We start from the raw sequence: 22,629 nt of genomic DNA on the forward strand, positions 1-22,629 counted from the left end.
CAGGAGGGGAAAAGGGAACAGGGCAAAAATTATGTGTACCTCATTAGGATAAAAACTGCTATAGATCAGTAGGCAAAACTGCGCTCAATCCCTACTCCCTACTCCCTACTCCCTACTCTCTACAACTCAATGGAATAATAATCCAAACCACCTTTTCCTGGACCCTGAGTCCACCGTGAATCAGGTTTCCAAGCACCATTTTCTTCTTCCCGACGGCGAGTGTAGACAGTGAGCTGATTATCCTTAATTTTCAGTAGATTATATTGCCAAGGATAACCGGGTATGAGTTCTTTGGTGGGTGCCCCAAAGGTGCCAGCACCAATTTGGTCGAGTTTGCGCCCAGTTGGACTGAGGTCGTAACGGAAAAGGCTGGTTTCGGCTTTGTGAATGTGTCCGTGGAGGAAGAAGCGGAATCCAGCTTGGGCGAGTTGTTCCATGAATCCTTGGTCGGTAATGCGATCGCTTCCAGCACTATTGAGGGGATGGTGCCAAACCGCTAGTTTCAGGCAGTTGCGGTAGTCTTGGTTACGGCGAATTTCGGCCAGGGCCTTGCTGAGAGCACCGGAGTGGATGCTAGCCCGGTCTCTGAAGTGGTGATCCAGTTGCCAAGCCGAGTTTAGTCCTAGGATCAGTAACTGTTGGTCTGGGAAATAGTCGATAATCCCTTGCTGGTCATAGTCGAGGGGATAGGGTTGAGTTTTGATAGCTTGATAGAATTCGCTGAAGTGGGCTAACCGTTGTTGGTATTTGGATTCATGTCGGACTAGAATCACCCGTTCACTTTCTTCGATGTAGTGACCCTCTGTTAGTGTACCTTGGTAATTTTTGCGATACCAAAAATCATAAGCCTCCTCTGAAAGTTCCCAATTGAGGTCATGGTTACCGGGAACTAGAACAATTTGCTTCGAGTCTAGGGAAAAGTCTTGGCGGAGGTTGTGGAGAAACTGTTGTGCAGCCTGGTATTCCTCTGGAGTGGAATAATTCGCGATATCACCGGAGAGGATAAGAGCGTCAAGGTGAGGGATTTGAAGGTCTTGAATTAGGTCTTGGGCGAGTTGGTTTGACCAAAGGGTAGCTTGGTCAGGGGTGGTGATGTGGAGGTCCGAGAGGTGGAGGATGTACATGGTTTGAGTGGCAATTGGTTTGGGAGTGGGTTTGGGACTATAGGTTGGGTTGTAGATTTGGTAGCGCTCTTGAATGGCGTTAAGGACATTTATGGTTTGATCACAGCTTATGCCATCATTAGTTTGTACAAATTCTTCGTTTTTGAGGCGATTAATCAGTTTAGGAATAGTAGCTTCTGTGCCAATTTTTCCCAGAGCTTCGGCTGCCCTTTCAGGTACATAATTATAGCTATCTTCCAGGCATTTAATTAGTCCATCAATAGCAGATTCTGAAATAGCAGATTGTGAGCCAATTTTTCCGATAACTTCTGCCGCTATCATCCGCACATCAAAATCCTCATGCTCTAGGATTTTTATCAACTTATTAGTGGCGGATTGTGAAGCAATCTTAACCAACGCATCTGCTGCCCTTTTCTGCACAGAATAGTCATCATATTCCAGGACTTTAATTAATCCATCAATCGCAGACGTTGCTCCAATATTCCCCAAAGCCTCTGCTGCCTGACTACGCACCAAATCTTCTTCATCTTCCAAGCATGTAATTAACCCCTCAATCGCCGCTGCTGACTTAAGTTTACCCAAAGCCTCTGCTGTCATCCAACGCACATCTGAGTGGTCATCTTCCAGACATTTAATTAATCCATCAATCGCTGCTTCTGAGCCAATATCACCCAAAGCAGTTGCGGCCTCACGACGCACTAAATAGTGGTCATCTTCCAGACATTTAATTAACCCATCACTAGCCGCTTCTGAGCCAATTTCTCCCAAAGCCTCTATTGCCAGGTAACGTAGCTCGTCGTCTTGATCGTCTAGGAGTTTAATCAGTTCATTAATAGCATCTAATGAACCAATTTCTACCAGAGCTGGTTTCGCAATATACCTTACATAATGCTCTTCATATTTAAAGAGTTTAATCAGAGGATCAATAACTACTAGGGATTCTGGTGATTGGTAGTTAATCAGAGCTTTTGCAGCATTGATGCGCACATAGGAATTTTTATATTTGAGGAGTCTAATCAGATCATCATTAACGGATAGTGAGAAGATTTCTATCACCGCATCTGCTGCAGTATAATAGACTTTATAGTTTTCATCTTCCAGGAATTTAAGTAGCCCATCAATAGCTGCTGGTGACTGGATTTTACTCAAGGCTGTCACTGCCGTTATCCGTACCATAAAGTCTTGATCATCTAGACAGGTAAGAAGACCATCAACAGCCGTTTCTGAATCGATTGCTCCGAGAGCATTAGCTGCATCTCTCCGAATCTTATTATTTTTATCTTCCAACAGTTTAATCAACGCCTTAGTAGCTGATTTATCACCGATTTCAGCTAAAGCATAGGTCACTTTATAACTTCCACGATAGTCTTGAGATTTAAGGAGTTTAATCAAAACATCGATAGTTGCTGGTGACCGCATTTCAACTAGAGCTTCTGCCGCCCTCCTACGTATAAGTGAGTCGTCATCATCTAGGCATTTACTTAAGGCAGCAATCGTGGCTTCTGTGCCAATTTCAGCCAGAGCATATGTCGCCTTCCTACGCACATTTGATTCGTCATCATTCAGGCATTTACTTAACAGGTCTATGGTGGCTTCTGTCCCAATTTTTTCGAGAGCATTTGCCACACTCCAACGCATAGCAAAGTTGTTATGATTCAGGAATTTACTTAGCTCAGGTATCGCTTTGTCTGATCCAGTTATTCCCAACAATTGAAGCTTAACTAACTTCGGAACCTTTAACCCAAGCACCAACCCAACAGTCTGCTCCTGAAACTGCGGTTTTACTGCTCCTGCTAACCTCGCTCCCAGTTGCCAATCCACTGCTAATCCTAACTTGACAACACGCTGGGCTTGGGCTTGATCATCTAGCAATTGCAGCATCAGCACCAGAGGTTCTGTCCATTTCAAATAATTGAGATAGTTCTGTTGTAACTCCTGATCGCTGATACTTGGTAATTGCTTCAATAAATATTCGGCTGTATAGTATTCTTGGATCATTTGGTGTCGAAACTCAATCAATTTTCCTGATTGTTGAATCAAGTGATGGTTGAGTAAATCCTTTAGCCAAGCTCTAGCGCGAACTTTAGGATCGATACAACCATTCTGACCTAGATAGTTAGTTAAAAATTCCTGGGATTTTGTCTTAGGAATAGCAACAGTAATCTCTTTGGGCTTATCCCCAGTTGTCATCACAAAAGCTAACTGTTGCAGCAAGTCAGTCCAAAATCCTCTTGATTCCTCGGAAACCCTAACATCTTGCTTGATGTTATCAGAATAGAACTGGGTAAATGAGCGAAAGACTAAACCCAGATTTGACGGTATCTCTCCCTTATCCTGAAACAGGGCACATAGCATCATTAATAGTAGGGGAGTTTGGCCAAACTCCCGTAAGCGATCGCCCAACTGCTGAAGCATCTGCTCCCCCTGTTGTGGCAAATACTTTCGGACAAATTCCGACATTTGCTCTACACTCAAGGATTGCATTTCCAACTTCTTCTGAATCCCCAAGTCACCACCAACTCCTAAATCCCTAGTGGTGAAAATCATGGGAGTAGGCTTCTGGTAATTCTGCCGAAACTGAGTCAAATCCACACGTGCTGCTTCTGACGGTAGCTCGTTTACCCCATCGATCAGTAACCAGAATTGTCCCTCAAACAATAGTCTTTCGATATCGGTGGAGTCCAGCAGTACATCATGGCGTTTCAGAAAATTCCGTACTAACTCCAACACGGATGTCTGGTAATATCGCAGTTCCACCAGCACCGGAATTTTCCCTGGTATCCCATCATCCCCCAACAATCGCAATAACGCAGTGGATTTGCCGGAACCCGGACGACCCACTAGTAAAACATGGTCAGTAGCATACTTGAGCAATCCTTCTAGGACAGGTAAGCGCTCAATTTCTTCCCGATTTTCGTCTGGTTGTGGCTGCTCCGACTTGATGGTTTGGACCATCAGGTTAAAGTTAAACAGTCTAGGGGTCTGTTGCTGCGGCTTGGGCTTGCGGCCTTGGACATCGGTGAGGGTATAAACTTGCCACCATTTGGCGTAGGTGTTACGGATTGATGCTAGATAGGGATCCCAATTGATCATCTTAAGGATCTTGTATGAATTATGAAGGTTGAATTATCTGGCACCCTTGTCATTCATTATAGTGGGCGGGCAGTTGGTGGGCAGTGCTTTGGGATGGGATGGGGAGCTGATCTGATTGGTCTGCTGCACTGCCCACCCTACATCTATTGCTCGATTGTAGTGGAACTGGCATCTTGCCAGTTTCAATATATGTTGGGGCGGGCAGGATGCCCGCTCTACTGCTATGCTCACCCAGTGGAATGGGCATCTTGGTAGAACTGGCATCTTGCCAGTTTCTATTTCCAGGCAGTTGGTGGGCAGTGCTTTGGGATGGGATGGGGAGCTGATCTGATTGGTCTGCTGCACTGCCCACCCTACATCTATTGCTGGATTGTAGTTGCAATTATAGTTGACAAAATTATCTATAAGTGCTTACACCCCTTGCCCTAGATATTTCCATCTCCTGATCACGCCATCTCCCGGTGTTCCAGTGCTATTCTCCCACTGGCAACTGTTGAAATAATCAAGACTTAGGCAATTGCCCCCTAAATCCCCCAATTCTGGGGGACTTTGACATCATTACCCCCCAAAATTGGGGGGCAGGGGGGCAAAACCCAGTAAACTTCGTAAGTCCTAATAATATTTTTTTTGTAAATTAGTTGAGAAAGCTTTGCATTTGAAACCTAAATAGACTAAACTAGTCTATGAGCATTAGCAATAACTAATCCCTGGCTGCTCAAATCTTCCCTTAACCAAGGCAGCTTGCTTCCAGCTTTTAACTAGCGGGGGGTCTGGGGGATACATGAACCTCCCAGGGTAGTTTTCTGGGTTTCAATACCCCTAAAAGTGGTATGAGTCTAACAATGAACTACTGTTACCGAATCTATCCATCCGCCATTCAAGAGCAACAATTGCTCGAATGGTTGGAGGTTTCTCGCCTGCTTTACAACCAAGGATTGGGAGAAATCAAAGACTGGATAAATTCGCGCAAATGTCGTGTTAATTGTTGCTCTTTGCAGTCGGAATACATCATTCCAGCTGATATTCCTTTTCCTAATTATTATGATCAGCAAAACGCCCTCCCTAAAGCTAAGGAAGTATTTCCCCGCCTGAAACAAGCCCCTTCGCAAGTACTTCAAACTACTCTTCGTCGGTTGCATAATGCTTGGGACTTTTTTAAAACAAGAGGCTTTGGCTTTCCTCGTTTCAAGAAGTATGGGCAACTCAAGTCCCTACTTTTTCCTCAGTTCAAATCCAACCCAATTACGGGTTGGCAAATCAAACTTCCCAAGCTGGGGAAAGTGCCGATCAACCTGCATCGACCTATCCCTGATGGGTTTGTGGTTAAACAGGTAAGGGTGTTGAGAAAGGCTGATAGATGGGAAGCAGTTATTGCTATTTCTTCTGATATCTCGATACCGGAAGTTAAGCCTCATGGTAAGGCCATCGGCATTGATCTCGGGCTTAGCTGCTTTCTGGCAACATCTGAGTCTGAGTTGATCTGTAGACCCCGATTTCTGGTTAGTTTGCACCGCCAGCTGAAATTGCTGCAACGCAAGTACGCCAGAACTAACAAGGGTTCTAAAAATCGAGAACGAGTGAGACTAAAGCTGGCCAGGTTCCACAACCACATTGCTAACACCCGCAAAGACTACCACTACAAGCTGGCGAATCATCTTTGTTCCACTGAAGGAGTGGGGATGGTTTTCGTTGAAGATTTGAATGTTTTGGCAATGAGTAGAGGGATGCTTAGGAAGCATACCCTCGACGCCGCCTTTGGTCAGTTTCTCAACATCTTGGAGTGGGTAGCATCTAAGCACCAGGTCTACTGTGGGCGTGTCGATCCTAATGGCACCTCCCAAACCTGTCCCAAGTGTGGAACTCATACCGGCAAAAAGGGGCTTTCGGAGCGGGTACATCAATGTAATGGTTGTGGATATAGAACGGATAGAGACCATGCAGCTGCCCAAGTAATCAGGTGGCGTGGTTTAGAACAAGTCAGTACGCAGGGACTCTGCGGAATAGAAAACGCCTATGCAGTCGGTCTGCCGGGGGTTGGGGAGACCCGATCTAGGTCAGAGGCAAAATCTCGTAAGAGAAAAACTAGGAATGCCCAATCGTGAGGTTGGGAAGCCTACACCATAATCGTTGATTTGGTGTAGGAGGATGTCACTAAAAAACTATTTCATTATTGATTATGGATCCATCTATATCTGAATCAGAGGCCAGTCAAGTGATAGAGATCAAGTGGGGAGACCGATGGCAAGTCTATCGGCGCTTGCAAGAGCTAGAGATTCCCTGTCACTGTAAGACTGACCAGCCCTTGAGAGCTGAAATCGATAATGTCACGGCTTTGATTCAAATTTGGAGTATCCTCAGACAGCTAACCCTTCCGCGCCAGGAGTTAATATCCTGGCTCGATGATTGCTGGCAGCTTCCTAGCAAAAGGCGCAAGGAGAGACTGTAACTAGTAGGTAAGCATTCAGCCCTCAGCGGTCAGCCGTCAGCTTTCCATAACTCAGATTAAACTACTGATCCTGTCAGGTCTACTCAACCTGCCAACATTCAACCTGCCAACATTCAACCTGCCAACATTCAACCTTCAACAAAATAACTTTCACTATCAATTCATGACAAAACCAGCAATTCTACATTTAGAAGGGATTACTAAACACTTTGATCAAACCACTGAGCCAGCAGTGGGGAATGTGTCGTTTACCCTCCATGAAGGGGATTTACTGGGATTAGTGGGGCCATCTGGCTGTGGCAAAACGACTTTACTGCGGATTGTAGCTGGGTTTGAGCGACCCCAAGCGGGACTAGTGGTATTGGCAGGACGGAAAGTGACTGGGCCAGGGTATTGGTTACCACCAGAACAGCGCAATACTGGTATGGTATTTCAAGACTATGCTCTATTTCCTCACCTGACCGTAGCAGAGAATGTGGCGTTTGGGCTTAAGCAGAATCGGAAACAGAAGAGTGGTGTCTGTGTCAAGGGTAATACGGAAGATGCGATCGCATTAGTCGGATTAGCTGGCATGGGCAAACGTTATCCCCACGAACTCTCTGGTGGTCAGCAGCAGCGAGTAGCCCTAGCCCGTGCCTTAGCCCCGCAACCTAAATTAATTCTATTGGATGAACCCCTCAGCAATCTGGATGTCCAAGTGCGTCTGCGGTTGCGTCAGGAAGTGCGAGCTATTCTCAAAGAAACCGGCACCTCTGCTATTTTTGTCACCCATGACCAAGAAGAAGCCTTGTCGATATCCGACCAAGTGGGAGTAATGCGTTCTGGTCGATTAGAGCAATTGGGGACACCAGAAGAAATCTATACCAATCCCAGCTCTCGCTTTGTAGCAGAATTCGTCACCCAAGCCAACTTTTTACCAGCCCAACGCAGAGGAGACCTATGGGAAACAGAAGTAGGCTCCTTTGCCATCAGAGTCAATGATGCCATACTTAATACAAAACTGGATCAGCTGGAGCAAGGGGAGCTGATGCTTAGGGAAGAAAATGTACTTCTCAAGGCTGATGATGACTCCACCGTAGTGATTCAAGACCGACACTTCCTAGGTCGTGAATACCGCTACTGTTTACAAACCGCTTCCGGCACAAAACTCCACGCTCGCACCAACCTTAGCACTCAGTTACCCGTAGGGAAGCGGGTGCGACTGTCTGTAGCTGACCCATCAGTACCGATATTTTAGAATTTAGAATTTAGAATTTAGAATTGAAGAGAATTTAGAATTTAGAATTTAGAATTTAGAATTGGGAATTGAAGAGAATTTAGAATTGGGAATTTAGAATTGAAGAGAATTTAGAATTTAGAATTGGGAATTTAGAATTCACCATTCTGGCTTCTGGCTTCTGGCTTCTGGCTTCTGGCTTCTGGCTTCTAGCTTCACCATTCTGGATTCTGCATTCTAAATTCACCATTCACTATTCTGCCTTCACCATTCTTAATTCTTCATTCTACATTCTACATTCTTAATTCTTAATTCTACATTCTTCATTCTACATTCTTAATTCTTCATTCTTCATTCTTCTCCGCTGACTGATTGCCATCAGAGGATTGCACTTGCTTGAGATGAATCTTATTCACCTGAACAATATAATGTTCTATGGCCTTTTGTGATTGTTGTTGACGTCGCGCGCCATCGGGTGAATCAGAAAAGCGATAAGCTGGAGTAACTCCCAAGACAAATTTTTCCTGTTCCGCCTCTAACAATTCTACAGTAGTGTTGGCAGCAATCCAATTTTCTTGAAACGGAAAGGAAGTAGACACACTAGCAACAATAGAAGCAACAGCTGGAAATATTACTGGGAGCCACTTTAGTAATGCAGAACCAGTTTCTAATTTGTCTAGCAAGACTAAAATTGGTGTTATTCCCGATAAAATAATGGTTAACATTTGGGCAACATAGTAAGCATTTCGGGAGGTTCTGCGGGTCTTTTTATAATCGTCAATTAACTCCTGGCTATAGGTTAATGCTTTTTCTATCGCTAGAGTTATCGGGTTATTCTCTATGGAATTATTACCGCACCAGAGCCCACTACATAGTTTAGACTTTTTGGTCAGTTGCGACTGATGATTAGCTTCTTTATAGTCTTGCCACAATTGTTGATTAAATAGAAACAGAAATAGAAAAACCGCAACACAAGCAGCGCTAACGATTAGCAATATTTGACGGTGTGAGATAAAAATAGAGGCCATTCCAACCCCAACCCCACCAGCCAGGAATAAATAAGAACCGATATTGATTAAAACTGAAGGTCTTGAAATTGATGAAGACGAGATTTGCTCTATTGTCTTAGGAATTTTAGTTTCTGGAATTGCTTCAAAATTAGTCATTTTTATCTGAATATCAAAACAGTTAATGGTAATGAACATAATTGACTAGACACAATTATAGCAAGTAGACATCTCCAGAAACTCGGTTTTGACCCAGGCAGTGCAAGGGTTTGAGGTTAATTTTTGGAGATGTCTAGTGGGCATTGCTGATTGGTAGAATACTCAGAAATCCCACCGTTAACCCTCCGTTATGATTTATTTTTGAAATTTTGTCCCCAAACTCCTCAAACTCCCCCCACTCCCCACACTTCCCACTCTCCCCATTAACTAAGCAATTGACTCAATTGCGGTGGTTGTTACTGTAGGTGACTCTAGTACCAGCCCACTGAAGCTTAGTCCTTAAGGTCTGGTAATAGGAATACTGTTCCCGTAGGATAATGAACTTGGCCTGACAATCTGCTCTACGCACGTCCACCCGTTGTCCAGGCCAAATAGAGGTTGCGAGCACACCATCCATCCAGAGTTTAGTGTTTAGTTCATAATCCCCCAAGGGCCAGATACTGACAACAGAGCCAGAGGGGAGCACGAAAGGACGACTGGAAAGGCTCATCGGACAAATCGGTGCTACTGCGATCGCTTCAATCGAGTCGTGCAAAATTGGACCATTAGCGGAAACAGTATAGCCAGTGGAACCAGTGGGAGTCCCAACAATTAGTCCATCCCCTTGGTATTGATCCACTACTTCTCCATCAATTTCCATTTCCAGAATTGAGGTAATCATCCGATCGGCAGAGGCAGGTTTAATACACATTTCATTGAGTGCGAAAAAGCGTCCGCTAACTGGTGTCAGGTCAGTGCGGTTTCCCTCAAACACAGCCCCCTCTAACATCATCCGCCGCTGAACTGCATAGCGGTCTTCTAATAGTCGGTTCCATACTTGCTCAGTGTCTTTAAATTCTTCGATAGGTTCGGTCAGAAATCCCAGATGACCTCCAACATTTACTGCCAAAATTGGTATTCCTTCCGGAGCCAGATGTCTTGCGGCTGCCAATACTGTCCCATCCCCCCCGAGAACCACTGCCAAATCAATGGCTTCGGTGGCAGAAGCTAAAAAGACTGGGTAGGGATTATCTTTCGCGCCACTTGGTCCGATCAGAACCTTGCACTGGCGTGTTTCCAACTCCCGAGCGCATTTTTCTGCGCAACGTTTTCCTTGGGAGTCTCCAGCTTTGTGAATAATAATGACTTGCTTTAGCTGCACGTTACTGTTCTGGCTTACCCCTAGTGTTCACTGTTATTCTAGAGCGTTGGGTTAAGCGTTACCTGATCTTTGCGGGGAAATTGGGGAAATAATTAAATTGTCAAATAAATTTAATTCTCAAAAAGGCGTTTTCTTGATCAAGAAGACTACCAACTTGGGCTAACTATAACTAGACACTGGGTCAAACAGACTTAGTCAATAGGAGATTAACCCATGACAAACGAAGAATTTGATACCTTAGTCAAGAAACTCGAAGATTATGCCCAACAATATCCCGGTAATTATCAGAGTGGGAGAGTTTGAGAGGGAAAAGAATACCCCGTCCTCTTAGGTCTTGAAGTTACCGTAAGGAGAGGGTCGCCTTAATCAATAAGTTTTAACCTTTTTTTGCATAGCCTGCCTTGGGAGTTATAGCAGTCGCCAGGGCAGTTAGGACATGACAAAAGTCTCAAAGCTAAGTATAGCAATAGTTTTACTTCTGACTTCTGACTTCTGACTTCTGACTTCTGCTATACCGTAAGACAGGGGAGCCTTATTACAAAATTTTTAACCTTTTTATTCATAACCTGCCGACCAGAAAGGCTCCCCTGTCTAAGAGGATATCTGAAAAGTTTTTTGATACTGAATTTTGCCCCCCTAGCCCCCCAACTTTGGGGGGAACAAGAGTCAATTTGCTTCTAAAAGTCCCCCAAAATTGGGGGATTTAGGGGGCTTGGATGTAGCAAATGAGACTTCTCAGACAACCTCTAAGGTTTCATCGTAAGTATTCAGCGATCAGCGATCAGCGATCAGCGATCAGGCACGAGAACTGCACGGGGTCGGATTAGTAAAACCAGCAGGGATTTTCAACCAGCCGTACCAGCACCCCCCAGCTTATTTACTAAGCAGGTACACAAAATTGATTACACATTTTACAAAACTCAAAGCCTTACAATGTAAGGGTTACAGAGATGGCGAGTAGGTAATTAATTCTGCGATCGGTGCTTACCTCCCATTGATTAGCTGACGGCTGACGGCTGACGGCTGAATACTTACGTTTCATCTTTAACCATAAAGGCGACCCTCACCATCAGGTTTCGTCTCTGGGGATGAATTTTCCCTCTCAAATAGTGTTAATATAAAAAGTAAGGGTCTCAAAAAAAACTGGGTATTGACCCTACTCAGGTACCCTGGCCATAGGCCACGCTACGGGAACGGTGCGCGGGAAAGTTACGCCCAGGTCGATAACAACCAACGGTGGTTGTGCAAAGGATACCCCATTCCTGCGACGGATGGGGAGGTTCAAGCCTACATTGTTCCTGACGGGGTGACAAACAGCCTTAAAAGCCTTGCTGGGCGTGGGGTGACCGGGTGTAGGGTGTAGGGGAAGATCAGGAGCTGGCTACCTTGCGACGGAACGGATGAAGCGATGAGCAACTAGCTCCCTTTGACCGTACTGCATCCCGACTCCCGACTCCCTACTCCCATTAACCCAGGACGAAAGTACCTCTTTTATAGGGAAGCGTAACCAAAGGTGATGTTAAACCGACGACACCAAATTGCTACAGAGCCAAATTCATCAAGATTCCAGTCGTCAGGAATAGCATAGCGTTGAGCACCACTGAATTGCTTGAGTCGGGCAAGGGTTACATAGTCTCGTGGTTGAATTTTACGAGGTACACTGCTGTTCCGATACAGGACTACATTCACATCGGGGCCACTACCAGTTTTAAAGGATTGATCGAATTCTAGATAGCGTTTACCATTTTCATTGACAATCTTGGCATTTCCTTGAGTGCGATGCCCTCTATCAACGGTGATAAAGCTTCCTGTGGCGATAGTAGAGGCTATTCGTTGACTGAGCAGAGCATTGTTTAAAGAGTTGTGTTTAACAACAGTTGTTTCTGCTTGCACAGCCGGAGTTGCTGCTGCCATTAACAATACGGATAAACCACCAACAATTAGACGTTTCATAACACTTCCTCCTAGTAATAAAAAATGAATTGAATCATTGTTTTAGTTGCTTAATTATTATAATGAACTACCATCCTGAAATCGCCCTAACTAATAAATGAAAGTTAGATGAGATTTAGACAAGAAAACTGAACCACTCAAAACTGACCCACTCATATCAAGTCCGGTTGAATACCCATAAGACCTCTCCAAAAAACAAACTTATGGTAAAATAAGATAAAATTAATCACTTTTATCAACCTCAAAAACCATGAGCTACACTTGGAACTACATCCAAAAAAATCCTAAACAAACAAAAAGATTGCTAGGAATAAATTATGAGCAACTCTCTCAACTGATAGAACAAGCTAAGTTATTACATCGTCAACATCAAGAAAAAATTGAAAATCAAAAAGTCCGGCTAATAAAGCCTGGGGGAGGTGCTGGACAAAAATTATCAATTGAAGACCAAATAGTCTTGACATTAATTTACTTACGACATCACATAAACTTTCAACTTCTCGGACTACAGTTCCAGGTGAGTGAATCTAAAGCAAACTCTACTTTTAACTACTGGCAATCTATTTTCAGGGAAGCTCTACCAGCTTCTTTGTTAGAACAAGTAAAAAAGTACGAAGAATCCGAGGATATAATTCAAGAAGCCTTAACTGAGTATGAGTTAATAGTAGATAGCGCAGAACAAGTCAGAGAAAGACCTTCAGACTATAATCAACAAAAATTATTCTATTCTGGCAAGAAGAAAAACCATACATTTAAAAATCAATTTATTGTTTTGCCAAAAGGGGAAGATATAGTGGATGTAGTGGTCGGTAAACCAGGCCCCAAAAGTGACATAAATATTTGTCGGGAAAGTTTAAAAAAATTTGATGATAAACAACGACTGAGTGGGGACAAAGCTTATCTAGGAGAAGAACAAATAAGAACTCCCCATAAAAAGCCAAGAAATGGTGAGTTAACCTCACAGCAAAAGAAATATAACAAGCTATTATCTTCAAACAGAATATTTGTAGAACATGTGATTAGGTTGGTAAAAATTTTTAAAATAGCGGGAGAAAGGTTTCGCCTAAATTATAATAAATATTCTGGGGTGATTTTGACAATATGTGGTTTGGTAAGATTGAGAACAGGAGCCTTAGTATTACAAGTAACAAAAGCCTCGGAAATTGCTGAAACAATTGAGGTTGTCTATGCTCATAGTTTTAGTGCTAAATTAACATCAATAGCTTCTTAAGCTTATTATAGCGTTAATTCAACGTAAAATTGACTTGGTCAATTTGATCGCTGAAAAGCAGTGCCTGAGAAAGTTTCAAGTTTTTGGAGAGGTCTATAATCTAGGGGCCCGGGCGCGGGAAGTGTGGGGAGTGTGGGGCCCGGGCGCGGGGAGTGTGGGAGATGGGGGAGATTTTGATTAAGGGTAATCATCCTGATCTGATATCAGCCCTCAGCTACTTTAGGGTAAGTTAGGGGAAGGGAATTGGGTGGTAACCCACCACCTGGTAGCACGGATTTGTGACCAACAGGTGCGATCGCATCCCTGATCTAACCACTGATTCTACACTTAACGCCCATGAATCAAAAACGCATCATTGGTCTAACCGGTGGTATCGCTACGGGAAAAACCACCGTATCGAATTACCTGGCTGATACCTACAGGCTACCAATTTTAGATGCGGATATCTATGCCAGAGAAGCAGTACAACCAGATTCACCAATCCTGAAACAGATTTATCAGCGCTACGGTTTACAAGTGCAGCACAGTGACAGTACCCTGAACCGTAAACGCTTAGGAGAGATAATTTTTAGTAACCCAACTGAGCGACAGTGGTTAGAGCAACAAATCCATCCTTATGTACGCGATCGCTTCCGATCTGAACTCGATACCTTTCTTGATGCAATAGCGAGTGGGGGAAACCCCCAAGACCGCGCTGCATCGCTAGTTGCTCCGACAGTGATATTAGTCATCCCTCTACTATTTGAAGCTAAGATGACAGACTTAGTGACAGAAATCTGGGTAGTCAGCTGCTCACCAGAACAACAGCTCAGACGGATCCAGAAACGCGATCGCATCTCTAAAGAACAAGCTCAAGCCCGGATCAACAGCCAACTCCCCCTCCAGCAAAAAATAGAACTTGCTGATCTAGTTTTAGATAACTCCTCTACCCAAGAAGCTCTAATCCAACAAGTATCTACTGCTCTTGCTACCAATTCATATCATCCCTAACTATTTAGAATTTAGAATTTAGAATTTATTAGAATTCAGAATTTAGAATTTAGAATTTAGAATTTAGAATTTAGAATTTAGAATTTAGAATTTAGAATTTAGAATTATAAGCACCGATCGCAGGATTAATTACCTACTCGCCATCTCTGTAACCCTTACATTGTAAGCCTTTGAGTTTTTTGAAATGTGTAATTAATTTTGTGTACCTGCTTACATTCTACATTCTACATTCTACATTCTGCATTCTACATTCTGCATTCTGCATTCTACATTCTACATTCTAAATTATGCATTCTACATTCTACATTCTACATTCTAAATTATGCATTCTACATTCTGACAGACAGCCTTAAACCTGCTAACCTAGTTATGGCAAATAAGCTTTCAGAGCCTCTGCTGCCAACTCCGTCATACTTTTCCCTTGGTTAGCAGCAGCTTCCTTAAGACGAGCATGGACTTCTTCGGGAATGCTAATTCGACGGCGATTTTTAGCAGTAGAAGATTTCTTAGCTGAGGATTTCTTACTTGCTAGCTTGGCATCTGGATTAACTATACCGCTACCTAGCTCATAGTTAGCAGAAAATTCCCGAAGGGCATCAAAGCCAATGCGATCGCAAAAATCCCCAAAACTCTCTTCTGGTTTGCGCTCTTGCCGAAACTGCACAAAAATTGGTTCAAAGAAAGATTCCAGCTCACTTTCTGGCATTTTCTGGACATAGGCTCGTGATAACCGAGTTTGATCTGGTGAAGCTCCCAGCCACACTTGATAAGCCTTTGGTGCACTACCGACAAATCCCAACTCTGCGATATACGGTCTAGCACAGCCATTGGGACAACCGGTCATTCGGATCACAAAATATTCCTTCTCTAACCCCAATTTGTCCAGCAGTAACCGAATCCGCTCAACCATGCCAGGGAGCGCCCGTTCTGATTCGGTAATCGCTAAACCACAAGTAGGTAAAGCTGGACAAGCCATGGAGTAGCGCACTAACGGTTCAATTCCTTCTGGAGTAACTTGAATACCGTGCTGTTCGAGAATCTGATTCAGGGTTTGCTGGTGGGTGGGGTCAATCTCATAGAGAATTATATTGTGGTTAGCAGTCAGCCGCATCGGTAGGGCAAATTTCTCAGTAATTTCCCGCAGAGCTGTTTTGAGTCGGAAATCCCCTTCATCTTTGACCCGACCATTCTCAATCGATATCCCCAGGAATAGCTTTCCGTCTCCTTGTTCGTTCCAACCCAAATAATCTTCGTACTTAAATGGGGGTAAGGGCTTAAACGGTGCCAGGGTTTTACCGAAGTAGCTTTCTACTTTTTCCCGAAACCTCTCGACACCCCAATCATTGATTAGGTACTTCATTCTGGCATGACGGCGGTTTACGCGATCGCCATAATCCCGTTGAGTTGCCACAATTGCCTTAACCAAGTCGTAGATATCCTCTTTCTCCACATAGCAGATGTGGTCAGCTAGACGAGCAAAGGTTTCTTCCTTATTGTGGGTACGACCCATACCCCCACCAGCCAGAACATTAAATCCCTCCAGTTCTCCCTGGTCGTTGGTAATTACCACCAACCCCACATCTTGGGTATAGATATCAATCGAGTTATCCCCGGGAACCGTTACGGAACACTTAAACTTCCGGGGCATATAGTGTTCCCCGTAGATTGGTTCCTCTTTGTCCTGGAAAATAGTACCATTACCATTGCGCTGCCGTGCTGCTTTCACCTCCGGAGCTTCCTCAGCACTAATTACCTTTTCCCCATCCAGCCAAATCTCGTAATAGGCACCGGTTTGAGGGGTAAGTAAGTCAGCAATCCGATCAGCATACTCCCAAGCATACTGATACTCTGGTCGATTTTTATATGGTGCTGGTGCAGCCATAACATTGCGGTTGAGGTCTCCACAAGCACCCAAGGTTGACCCCATATTGCGGACAATTGCCGCAATTGTCGCTTTCAAATTCTTTTTGAGAATGCCATGAATCTGAAAACCCTGACGGGTAGTTACTCGTAGGGTATGGTTACCATACTCTTCTGACAACTGCTCTAGAGTCAGATAAAGCTCTGGTGGAATAAATCCTCCAGGATTTCGAGTGCGCAGCATGAACTGATAGTCTTTTTCCTGACCCTTGACCCGGTTATCTCGGTTGTCTTGCTGGTAAGACCCGTGAAACTTAAGAACTTGAATAGCGTCTTCTGTAAAATGAGTAGTATCCTGTAGCAATTCAGTTGCCACCGGCTCACGCAAGAAGTTACTGCGTTCTTTAATTCCTTCAATCTTAGAGGGTTTGCGGGCTTTAGGAGTCTGAGATACAACCATTGGTTCGACGGATCTAAAAAGATGAATAAGTATAATTCCCGATAAATCGCTCGGGATTACGGTTAATGATTAGATCCTAATACTACCGTTGCCCATTGGATCGATAACTTTATAAATCCTAAAATTTATCTAAACCCACTCAGTGTGATTGAAGCAGATACCGGGAAAGAGGAAAGGGAAGAGTTGAAGGAAGGTTGAAGCGAGTAGATTCGCTCAAGCGAGTAGATGCACAAGAGGATTGTTGTCACCTCAGTTGAAGTATTTGACACTTTATACTTCATCCTTTATACTTCATCCTTCATCCTTCATCCTTCATCCTTCATCCTTCATCCTTCATCCTTTCCCTTTGACAATGGACATACTAAGTTTAGAAACGATAGCCTGCACCCAATTGAACACTGACAGACTCACCTGAACTATTTTCGTAAGCGTTAAGACCTACCTTAGTATTACCGTAAACCAAAACATCCTTAGCAATTTGGCTTTCAGCACCCAAGCCAAGCACCCAAGCATCTTGATTACCTATGGGTGTATTGTCTCCGTCATCTTCCACAAAAGAGTAACCAACACTAGCAAAAACATTAGTATTTTTGGCTACGCCTAGGTCAAAAGAAACACTAGGAATAATCGCGGTATTATCATCATTGAAAATAACATCACCACGTAGAGAAACGGGAAGCTTTGAAGTTGTCAGACGAGTTGTAATATTACCACCAATATTTTGGTCATTCCCTTGTCCATCACTAGTTACACCGGCGGCCAGACCAACGCCAATGTAGCTAGCATCTGTACCTTTGACGCTGAGATCATCTGCTCCTGGATTAGCTGAAGCCATACTATTTCCTAGTAAAACGGGAGCAATTGTTGTAGCGGCCAAAGTAGAAATGGTGAAAATAGATTTCAGTAAACCTTGCATTGTTTATTTCCTCAAATTCGTTAATTTTTTGTTCCTTTCTCTACAAGTCGTTGGGAATAAACAAAAGGTTCCTCAGGTTCTAAAAAAAAATCTAAATACTTGAAAGCCTTGAGATGACTTGAATCTGGCTAATCCGGATATAACTATAAAAAATTTGGCTTAGTTTTAGACGGCTTAATTAGTTGATACTCTTTAAAAGAGAGTCGGTTGTATCAATTAATTGAATGTCTGTGTTTTCTTAGTGGACTGTTTAGCAGGTGTCACAGATTGTAAGCATTTAGCTATCAGCTATCAGTTATCAGCGATCAGCGATCAGCCCTCAGGGATCAGCCCTCAGGGATCAGGGATCAGGGATCAGCGATCAGGGATCAGCGATCAGCGATCAGCCCTCAGGGATCAGGGATCAGCGATCAGCCATTCCCATAGCGTGGCCATTCCCGTAGCGTGGCCAAAGGCCAAGGCTGACTGCTGACTGCTGATTGCTGATTGCTGAATGCTTACGTCTAATCTTGTTTGATACCAACCATGCTATATCCGGCAATGGTAGACAGAGGCACCTGGTAAAAATATTGACGTCGGAACTGTTCTTCCTCAATGGCAGCAAAAAATATTGCGTTCGCGCAGCGTGCGCGTAGCGCAATCGCATCATTCCCAGCAACATTCGTCCGCTCGCGTAGCGTGGCCAACGGCCAATCGGAAGACCACTCTTTTGGATGGCAGCTTATTTGTACCCCCGAGTCCTGGTAAGAAACCTCAAAACCAATCACTGATAGAGCATTCAGTCCTAACTCAACAGTGCGATCGCTTAAATCCAACTTCTCCTGCAATTGCACCAAAGTAGCCCATTGACCGGTGCGACTTAGGAACTTAGCAATTCCTAGCAACTTTTTCCAGGTGTCTTGGGCAGATAGTTGTTGAGGCCGTGGATATGCGATCGCTAATTGTCGTTCTGCCTGTATCGCTCTCCTACACCATACTTGTAACTCATCCCAACTCGTCGGACACTCATAAACCATTAGAGGACTTAAACCTTGCCGGTTAGGAGGTTGAAGGTTAGGAGGTTGAAGGTTAGGAGGTTGAAGGTTATCAGGTTGAAAGTTATCAGGTTGAAGGTTAGGAGGTTGAAGGTTAGGAGGTTGAAAGTTATCAGGTTGAAGGTTAGGAGGTTGAAGGTTAGGAGGTTGAAGGTTAGGAGGTTGAAAGTTATCAGGTTGAAGGTTAGTAGGTTGAAGGTTAGGAGGTTGAAGGTTAGTAGGTTGAAGGTTAGGAGGTTGAAGGTTAGTAGGTTGTTCGCGAACAACCTTCAACCTGCCAACATGTAACTCTTGAGAACATTCAACCTTCAACTTGCCAACATGTAACTCTTGAGAGCCAACACCCTTCAACCGGCCAACCTCTAACTCTTGTCCCCGCCAATCTAAAATCCAATCCAGCTGATTAGAGACCTGGAAACAAGATTGGAAAAAATCATTTTCTTGGCAAGGTTGCACAGCAACGAGGCGCACTTCTGGACGTTTTTCATAATTATTATAGTCTAATTCCACAACAGCATTACATCTAACTTTAGGGACTTCATCCTGATAATGTCCCCACCAAATTCCAGGAAAACCCATACTCGTAGAGTCATCCCAAATTTCAAATTTAGTTTTGATATACTGTACTTTTCGCCCTCTCAAATCCTTAGAGTTACGATTCAAAACCTGTTCAAACCAACAGTTTTTAATCAGCAATTTTGGCACAGGATTACCCATCCCACAAGGTTCCAGATGTTTCAATTCATCAAATAGTGCTTTCCCCAACTCAGCAACCTTAACCACCAAATCCGCTTCCATGGCTGGCATCATCAAAGCACCCGTCGTCCCTAGTTTTTGTGCCAACTGCTGGTTAATCGCTTCCCTAAATAAAGGAATATTATCCACTGGCAAACTCAACCCAGCCGCAAAAGGATGACCTCCGAAGCGATGCAACAAATGAGCTTGGGAATTGACTAATTCATAAAGATCAATATTATTAACAGAACGAGCCGAACCCCGTGCTATACTATAGGAGTGTTTATCCTCTAAACCTGCTTCTACCAGTTTGCTTTCTCTATCGCTACTTTCAGTACTTAATAAAACTGTACTTAACAAAATCGTCGGGCGTCCATATTCCTGAGCAATTTGACCTGCCACTAAGCCTAAAACACCAACTGGCCATTGGGGATCTTCTAGGACAATCACATTAGTAGTAGACAGATCAAGTTGGGCAAGTTTATCCTTAACTTGCTTAGTAATATCTTTTTGTAAAGACATACGGCGGGTATTAGCTAGTTCCGTCTCTAAAGCCAGTTGCTCACAACGTTTCTCATCCTTACTAGTCAGTAACTCAACACAAAATGAAGCATCCCCTTGAATCCGACTTACAGCATTAATTCTCGGGCCAAGTCCAAAAGAAATATCCGTCGGGCGATCGCCACTGCGTTTACACAACTGTAACAATCGCGCTATACCAGGACGAGAGCGAGTTTTCAGTTGCTGCTTCAGTTGTTCAATTCCCCGTTGTGCCAGGTAACGACAATCTCCAGATAATTCCACTAAATCCGCAATTAGACCAATTGCCACCAAATCCAGCAACCCCTCTAACCGTTGTTGGGGAATATTAGGTAAAACCTGATACATCGCTTCCACTAACTTATACGCCACCGCCACCCCAGACAAATGAAATAAAGGGTGAGTTTCAGCAAAATAGCGAGAATTGATCATAGAAACTACTGGCGGACGGTCATCTGGTAGAGTATGGTGGTCAGTGATAATCACATCCATTCCCAACTGGTGAGCATAATCAATTTCCCTCAGATTCGTGCTGCCAGTATCGCAGGTAACGATAAGTTTCACCCCAGAAGCGTTCAGTTGGTCAATTCCTGGACAATTCAAACCATGGGATTCCGTCAGGCGATTGGGAATGTAGTAACTTAGCTGTTGGTGCTGCCAGAAAAATTGTCCCAGTCCTTCCCATAGGACACTAGTAGCCGTGATTCCATCAGCATCAAAGTCCCCCCATATGGCAACCTTTGCCCCAGCCTCACGGGCTTGGAGTAGGCGTTTTACTGCCCATTTCATTTCCTGTCCAAAATCAAAAGGGCTGGTAGGTTGATACAAATCTGGGTTGAGGAAACCAGCTAGTTGTCTCTCCTCTCGTATTCCCCGTTGCCACAGCAGTTGAGCAGCATAATCTCCCGAATAGCCCTTAGTATGGGATTTGACAGCTTCGATGAACCACTGAGGAATTTCCGGTGGCGCTAGGACTTGCCATTGGGATTGGGACATGGATTGGGACATGGATTCTGACATGGATTCGGACATGAAGCTGATTTGCGATCGCTTATAGTTAGTCGAGTTAGTACAAGAATACTAACTTAATCAGAGCGACCCATAACCAACTTGATCTAGAACTCAGGAATCAGAATAAATTATTTCCCAGTTAATTAGTCATTAATCAGAGTTTGATCAGCAATTGCGGTTAATTCTGGATTATCACCATAAATTCTGGAGTCTTCTGATCACTTGCTGTAATTGAGTCTCCTGTCTCCTGTTTCCTCAAAAAAACAGCCAACTTCTGACATCGAACTGAGGTAGTAGAAGAATGGTGAAGAAGATATAAAAAAACCTGGGAGAAGAAAAATCTTCTGCCCAAGCAACACATAAAGGAAGAAAAATCATGGGGTAAGAAGAACTTTCTACCCAAACAAAAATCCCCCATCGTCTGTCCAGGACGATGGTCAATGAAGTGTAGTATACCACAAAAATGATTTTTTGACACCTCAAAAGTCTTTTTTGTCGGTTTTGTCTGTCCCAACAGCAAGCTATTGCGAATCCTCAACAGAGCCGAGTAACCCATCGGTCTCACCAGCACAATAGTTTCTCCACCCCAAGAGCAAGCTATTGCGAATCCTCAACAGAGCCGAGTAACCCATCAGTCTCACCAACACAATAGTTTCTCCACACGATGACAGTTCTTTCCATTACCAAAAATACCTATATGTCTTGATGCAGTGGCTACTTTCTTGCCTCTTGCCTTTCCCAAGCGCGACTATGTTTACATCTCTTATAAAAATCCTATAGATACTCCTTAAAAGGATGTGCCAATATGCCCAGTATCAGATCAATTTCCTTAATATAATAGTCATCCAAATCAATAAACACCAATTGATTCACCAACTTGAGAAACTTCCAATTCGTCCCAGTAGTCACAGCTCCATAGATAGCATCAATATCCTGATCCTGTTGTTGATTAAATCTCTGAGCCGCTACCATTTCCGCAATGCACTGTCCTAATCCCCCCTTAATATTTTCATTTTTTGCCTCTACTAGAGTGACAACTGGTGTCCGAATTTCATACATTTCCTTAGAAGCAGTAAGAAGATAATCACAGTATCCATTTAATCCACTTCCTTTATCGACATTAAACTCAGTGCCAGAAAAAAAACCGATTTTGAAATCAAGCAGACGGCGCACTTCCAGTAAAACCGGAGCAATAACTAACTCAGAACGAGCTTTTTCGGTATTTATAGCATTCGTGATCGGCAAATTTTCTTTAAGCGTCGTTTTCAAGTGATCACTGGGCTCGATAGGAGCAATATCATTAAATATAGTATTCCCCTCATCAACAATGAGATTAAACGTCGTTTCGACTTTGTAGATGGTTGTAAAATCACTATATGCCATGATCTTTATTTATCATGTCTCCTATAGCCATTCTAAATCAAGGAAATATAAATTCATCCTTCATCCTTCATAAAAAATCGGTCAAGTCTTGGTTAACCCCAATCATTGACCGAATAAATTAACAAAAATTCCACCAGTACAGCTTAGCTGTATCTACATCCACCAGTGGTGGACACAGAAATATTACACTTTACTGATTATCCCCCATTCTAGCCAAGGATTCAATCCCTGGCAAATTGCTATCTTAATCGAGTAGCAGATATCGAATCA

Annotated in this window: 15 protein-coding genes; 6 read left to right on the forward strand and 9 right to left on the reverse strand. The window is 43.6% G+C overall.

All coding sequences use genetic code 11. From position 1 onward, the window contains the following. Window positions 1-119 precede the first annotated feature (119 nt). Window positions 120-4,217 (reverse strand): HEAT repeat domain-containing protein, encoded by a 4,098-nt coding sequence (locus tag LYNGBM3L_RS34950; protein WP_008185952.1) that lies wholly within the window; start codon window positions 4,215-4,217, stop codon window positions 120-122. Window positions 4,218-4,238: 21 nt separating this feature from the next. Between LYNGBM3L_RS34950 and LYNGBM3L_RS41035 the strand changes: the two genes are divergently transcribed. The 4 genes from LYNGBM3L_RS41035 (at window position 4,239) to LYNGBM3L_RS17530 (ending at window position 7,900) form a co-directional block, all read left to right on the forward strand. After that, a complete protein-coding gene (locus LYNGBM3L_RS41035; RefSeq protein WP_143764221.1) occupies window positions 4,239-4,472 on the forward strand; it encodes a hypothetical protein in 234 nt (77 codons plus the stop codon). 587 nt (window positions 4,473-5,059) lie between these two features. Further along, a complete protein-coding gene (locus LYNGBM3L_RS17520) occupies window positions 5,060-6,319 on the forward strand; it encodes an RNA-guided endonuclease InsQ/TnpB family protein (RefSeq protein WP_008185956.1) in 1,260 nt (419 codons plus the stop codon). A 74-nt stretch (window positions 6,320-6,393) separates the two neighbouring features. After that, window positions 6,394-6,663 (forward strand): Asr1405/Asl0597 family protein, encoded by a 270-nt coding sequence (locus LYNGBM3L_RS17525; protein ID WP_008185958.1) that lies wholly within the window; start codon window positions 6,394-6,396, stop codon window positions 6,661-6,663. Window positions 6,664-6,826: 163 nt separating this feature from the next. Continuing rightward, complete coding sequence (locus LYNGBM3L_RS17530) at window positions 6,827-7,900, forward strand: ABC transporter ATP-binding protein (protein ID WP_008185960.1); 1,074 nt, start codon at window positions 6,827-6,829, stop codon at window positions 7,898-7,900. Window positions 7,901-8,223: 323 nt separating this feature from the next. Here LYNGBM3L_RS17530 and LYNGBM3L_RS17535 read toward each other — a convergent pair whose 3' ends face one another. The 3 genes from LYNGBM3L_RS17535 to LYNGBM3L_RS17545 form a co-directional block, all read right to left on the reverse strand. Next, window positions 8,224-9,045 (reverse strand): DUF4231 domain-containing protein, encoded by an 822-nt coding sequence (locus LYNGBM3L_RS17535; RefSeq protein WP_044493695.1) that lies wholly within the window; start codon window positions 9,043-9,045, stop codon window positions 8,224-8,226. A gap of 280 nt (window positions 9,046-9,325) precedes the next feature. Further along, on the reverse strand, window positions 9,326-10,246 hold the full coding sequence (locus LYNGBM3L_RS17540; protein ID WP_008185964.1) for an NAD(+) kinase: 921 nt from the start codon (window positions 10,244-10,246) through the stop codon (window positions 9,326-9,328). A 1,491-nt stretch (window positions 10,247-11,737) separates the two neighbouring features. Further along, entirely contained in the window at window positions 11,738-12,199 is a 462-nt protein-coding gene (locus LYNGBM3L_RS17545; protein ID WP_008185966.1) for a DM13 domain-containing protein, read from the reverse strand. Between the two features lie 250 nt (window positions 12,200-12,449). On the opposite strand from LYNGBM3L_RS17545, the gene LYNGBM3L_RS17550 reads away from it, so the two are divergent. Then, window positions 12,450-13,430, forward strand: coding sequence for a transposase family protein (locus LYNGBM3L_RS17550; protein WP_008184631.1), 981 nt, complete (start codon window positions 12,450-12,452; stop codon window positions 13,428-13,430). A 336-nt stretch (window positions 13,431-13,766) separates the two neighbouring features. Further along, window positions 13,767-14,420, forward strand: coding sequence for a dephospho-CoA kinase (coaE, locus tag LYNGBM3L_RS17555; RefSeq protein ID WP_008185972.1), 654 nt, complete (start codon window positions 13,767-13,769; stop codon window positions 14,418-14,420). A 367-nt stretch (window positions 14,421-14,787) separates the two neighbouring features. Here the strand turns inward: coaE and sir are convergent, their stop codons facing one another. The 5 genes from sir to LYNGBM3L_RS17580 form a co-directional block, all read right to left on the reverse strand. Then, window positions 14,788-16,740, reverse strand: coding sequence for a sulfite reductase, ferredoxin dependent (gene sir, locus LYNGBM3L_RS17560; RefSeq protein WP_008185973.1), 1,953 nt, complete (start codon window positions 16,738-16,740; stop codon window positions 14,788-14,790). A 367-nt stretch (window positions 16,741-17,107) separates the two neighbouring features. Continuing rightward, the gene (locus tag LYNGBM3L_RS17565) at window positions 17,108-17,656 is read right to left on the reverse strand and encodes an outer membrane beta-barrel protein (protein ID WP_008185975.1); all 549 of its coding nucleotides are present in this window, start codon (window positions 17,654-17,656) and stop codon (window positions 17,108-17,110) included. 503 nt (window positions 17,657-18,159) lie between these two features. Beyond that, the gene (gene recJ / locus LYNGBM3L_RS17575) at window positions 18,160-20,961 is read right to left on the reverse strand and encodes a single-stranded-DNA-specific exonuclease RecJ (protein ID WP_008185979.1); all 2,802 of its coding nucleotides are present in this window, start codon (window positions 20,959-20,961) and stop codon (window positions 18,160-18,162) included. A 193-nt stretch (window positions 20,962-21,154) separates the two neighbouring features. Next, window positions 21,155-21,532 (reverse strand): hypothetical protein, encoded by a 378-nt coding sequence (locus LYNGBM3L_RS41050; RefSeq protein WP_131827086.1) that lies wholly within the window; start codon window positions 21,530-21,532, stop codon window positions 21,155-21,157. A gap of 218 nt (window positions 21,533-21,750) precedes the next feature. Further along, entirely contained in the window at window positions 21,751-22,359 is a 609-nt protein-coding gene (locus LYNGBM3L_RS17580; protein WP_008185981.1) for a hypothetical protein, read from the reverse strand. Window positions 22,360-22,629 lie beyond the last annotated feature (270 nt).

The sequence above is a fragment of the Moorena producens 3L genome (assembly GCF_000211815.1).
Taxonomy (GTDB): domain Bacteria; phylum Cyanobacteriota; class Cyanobacteriia; order Cyanobacteriales; family Coleofasciculaceae; genus Moorena; species Moorena producens.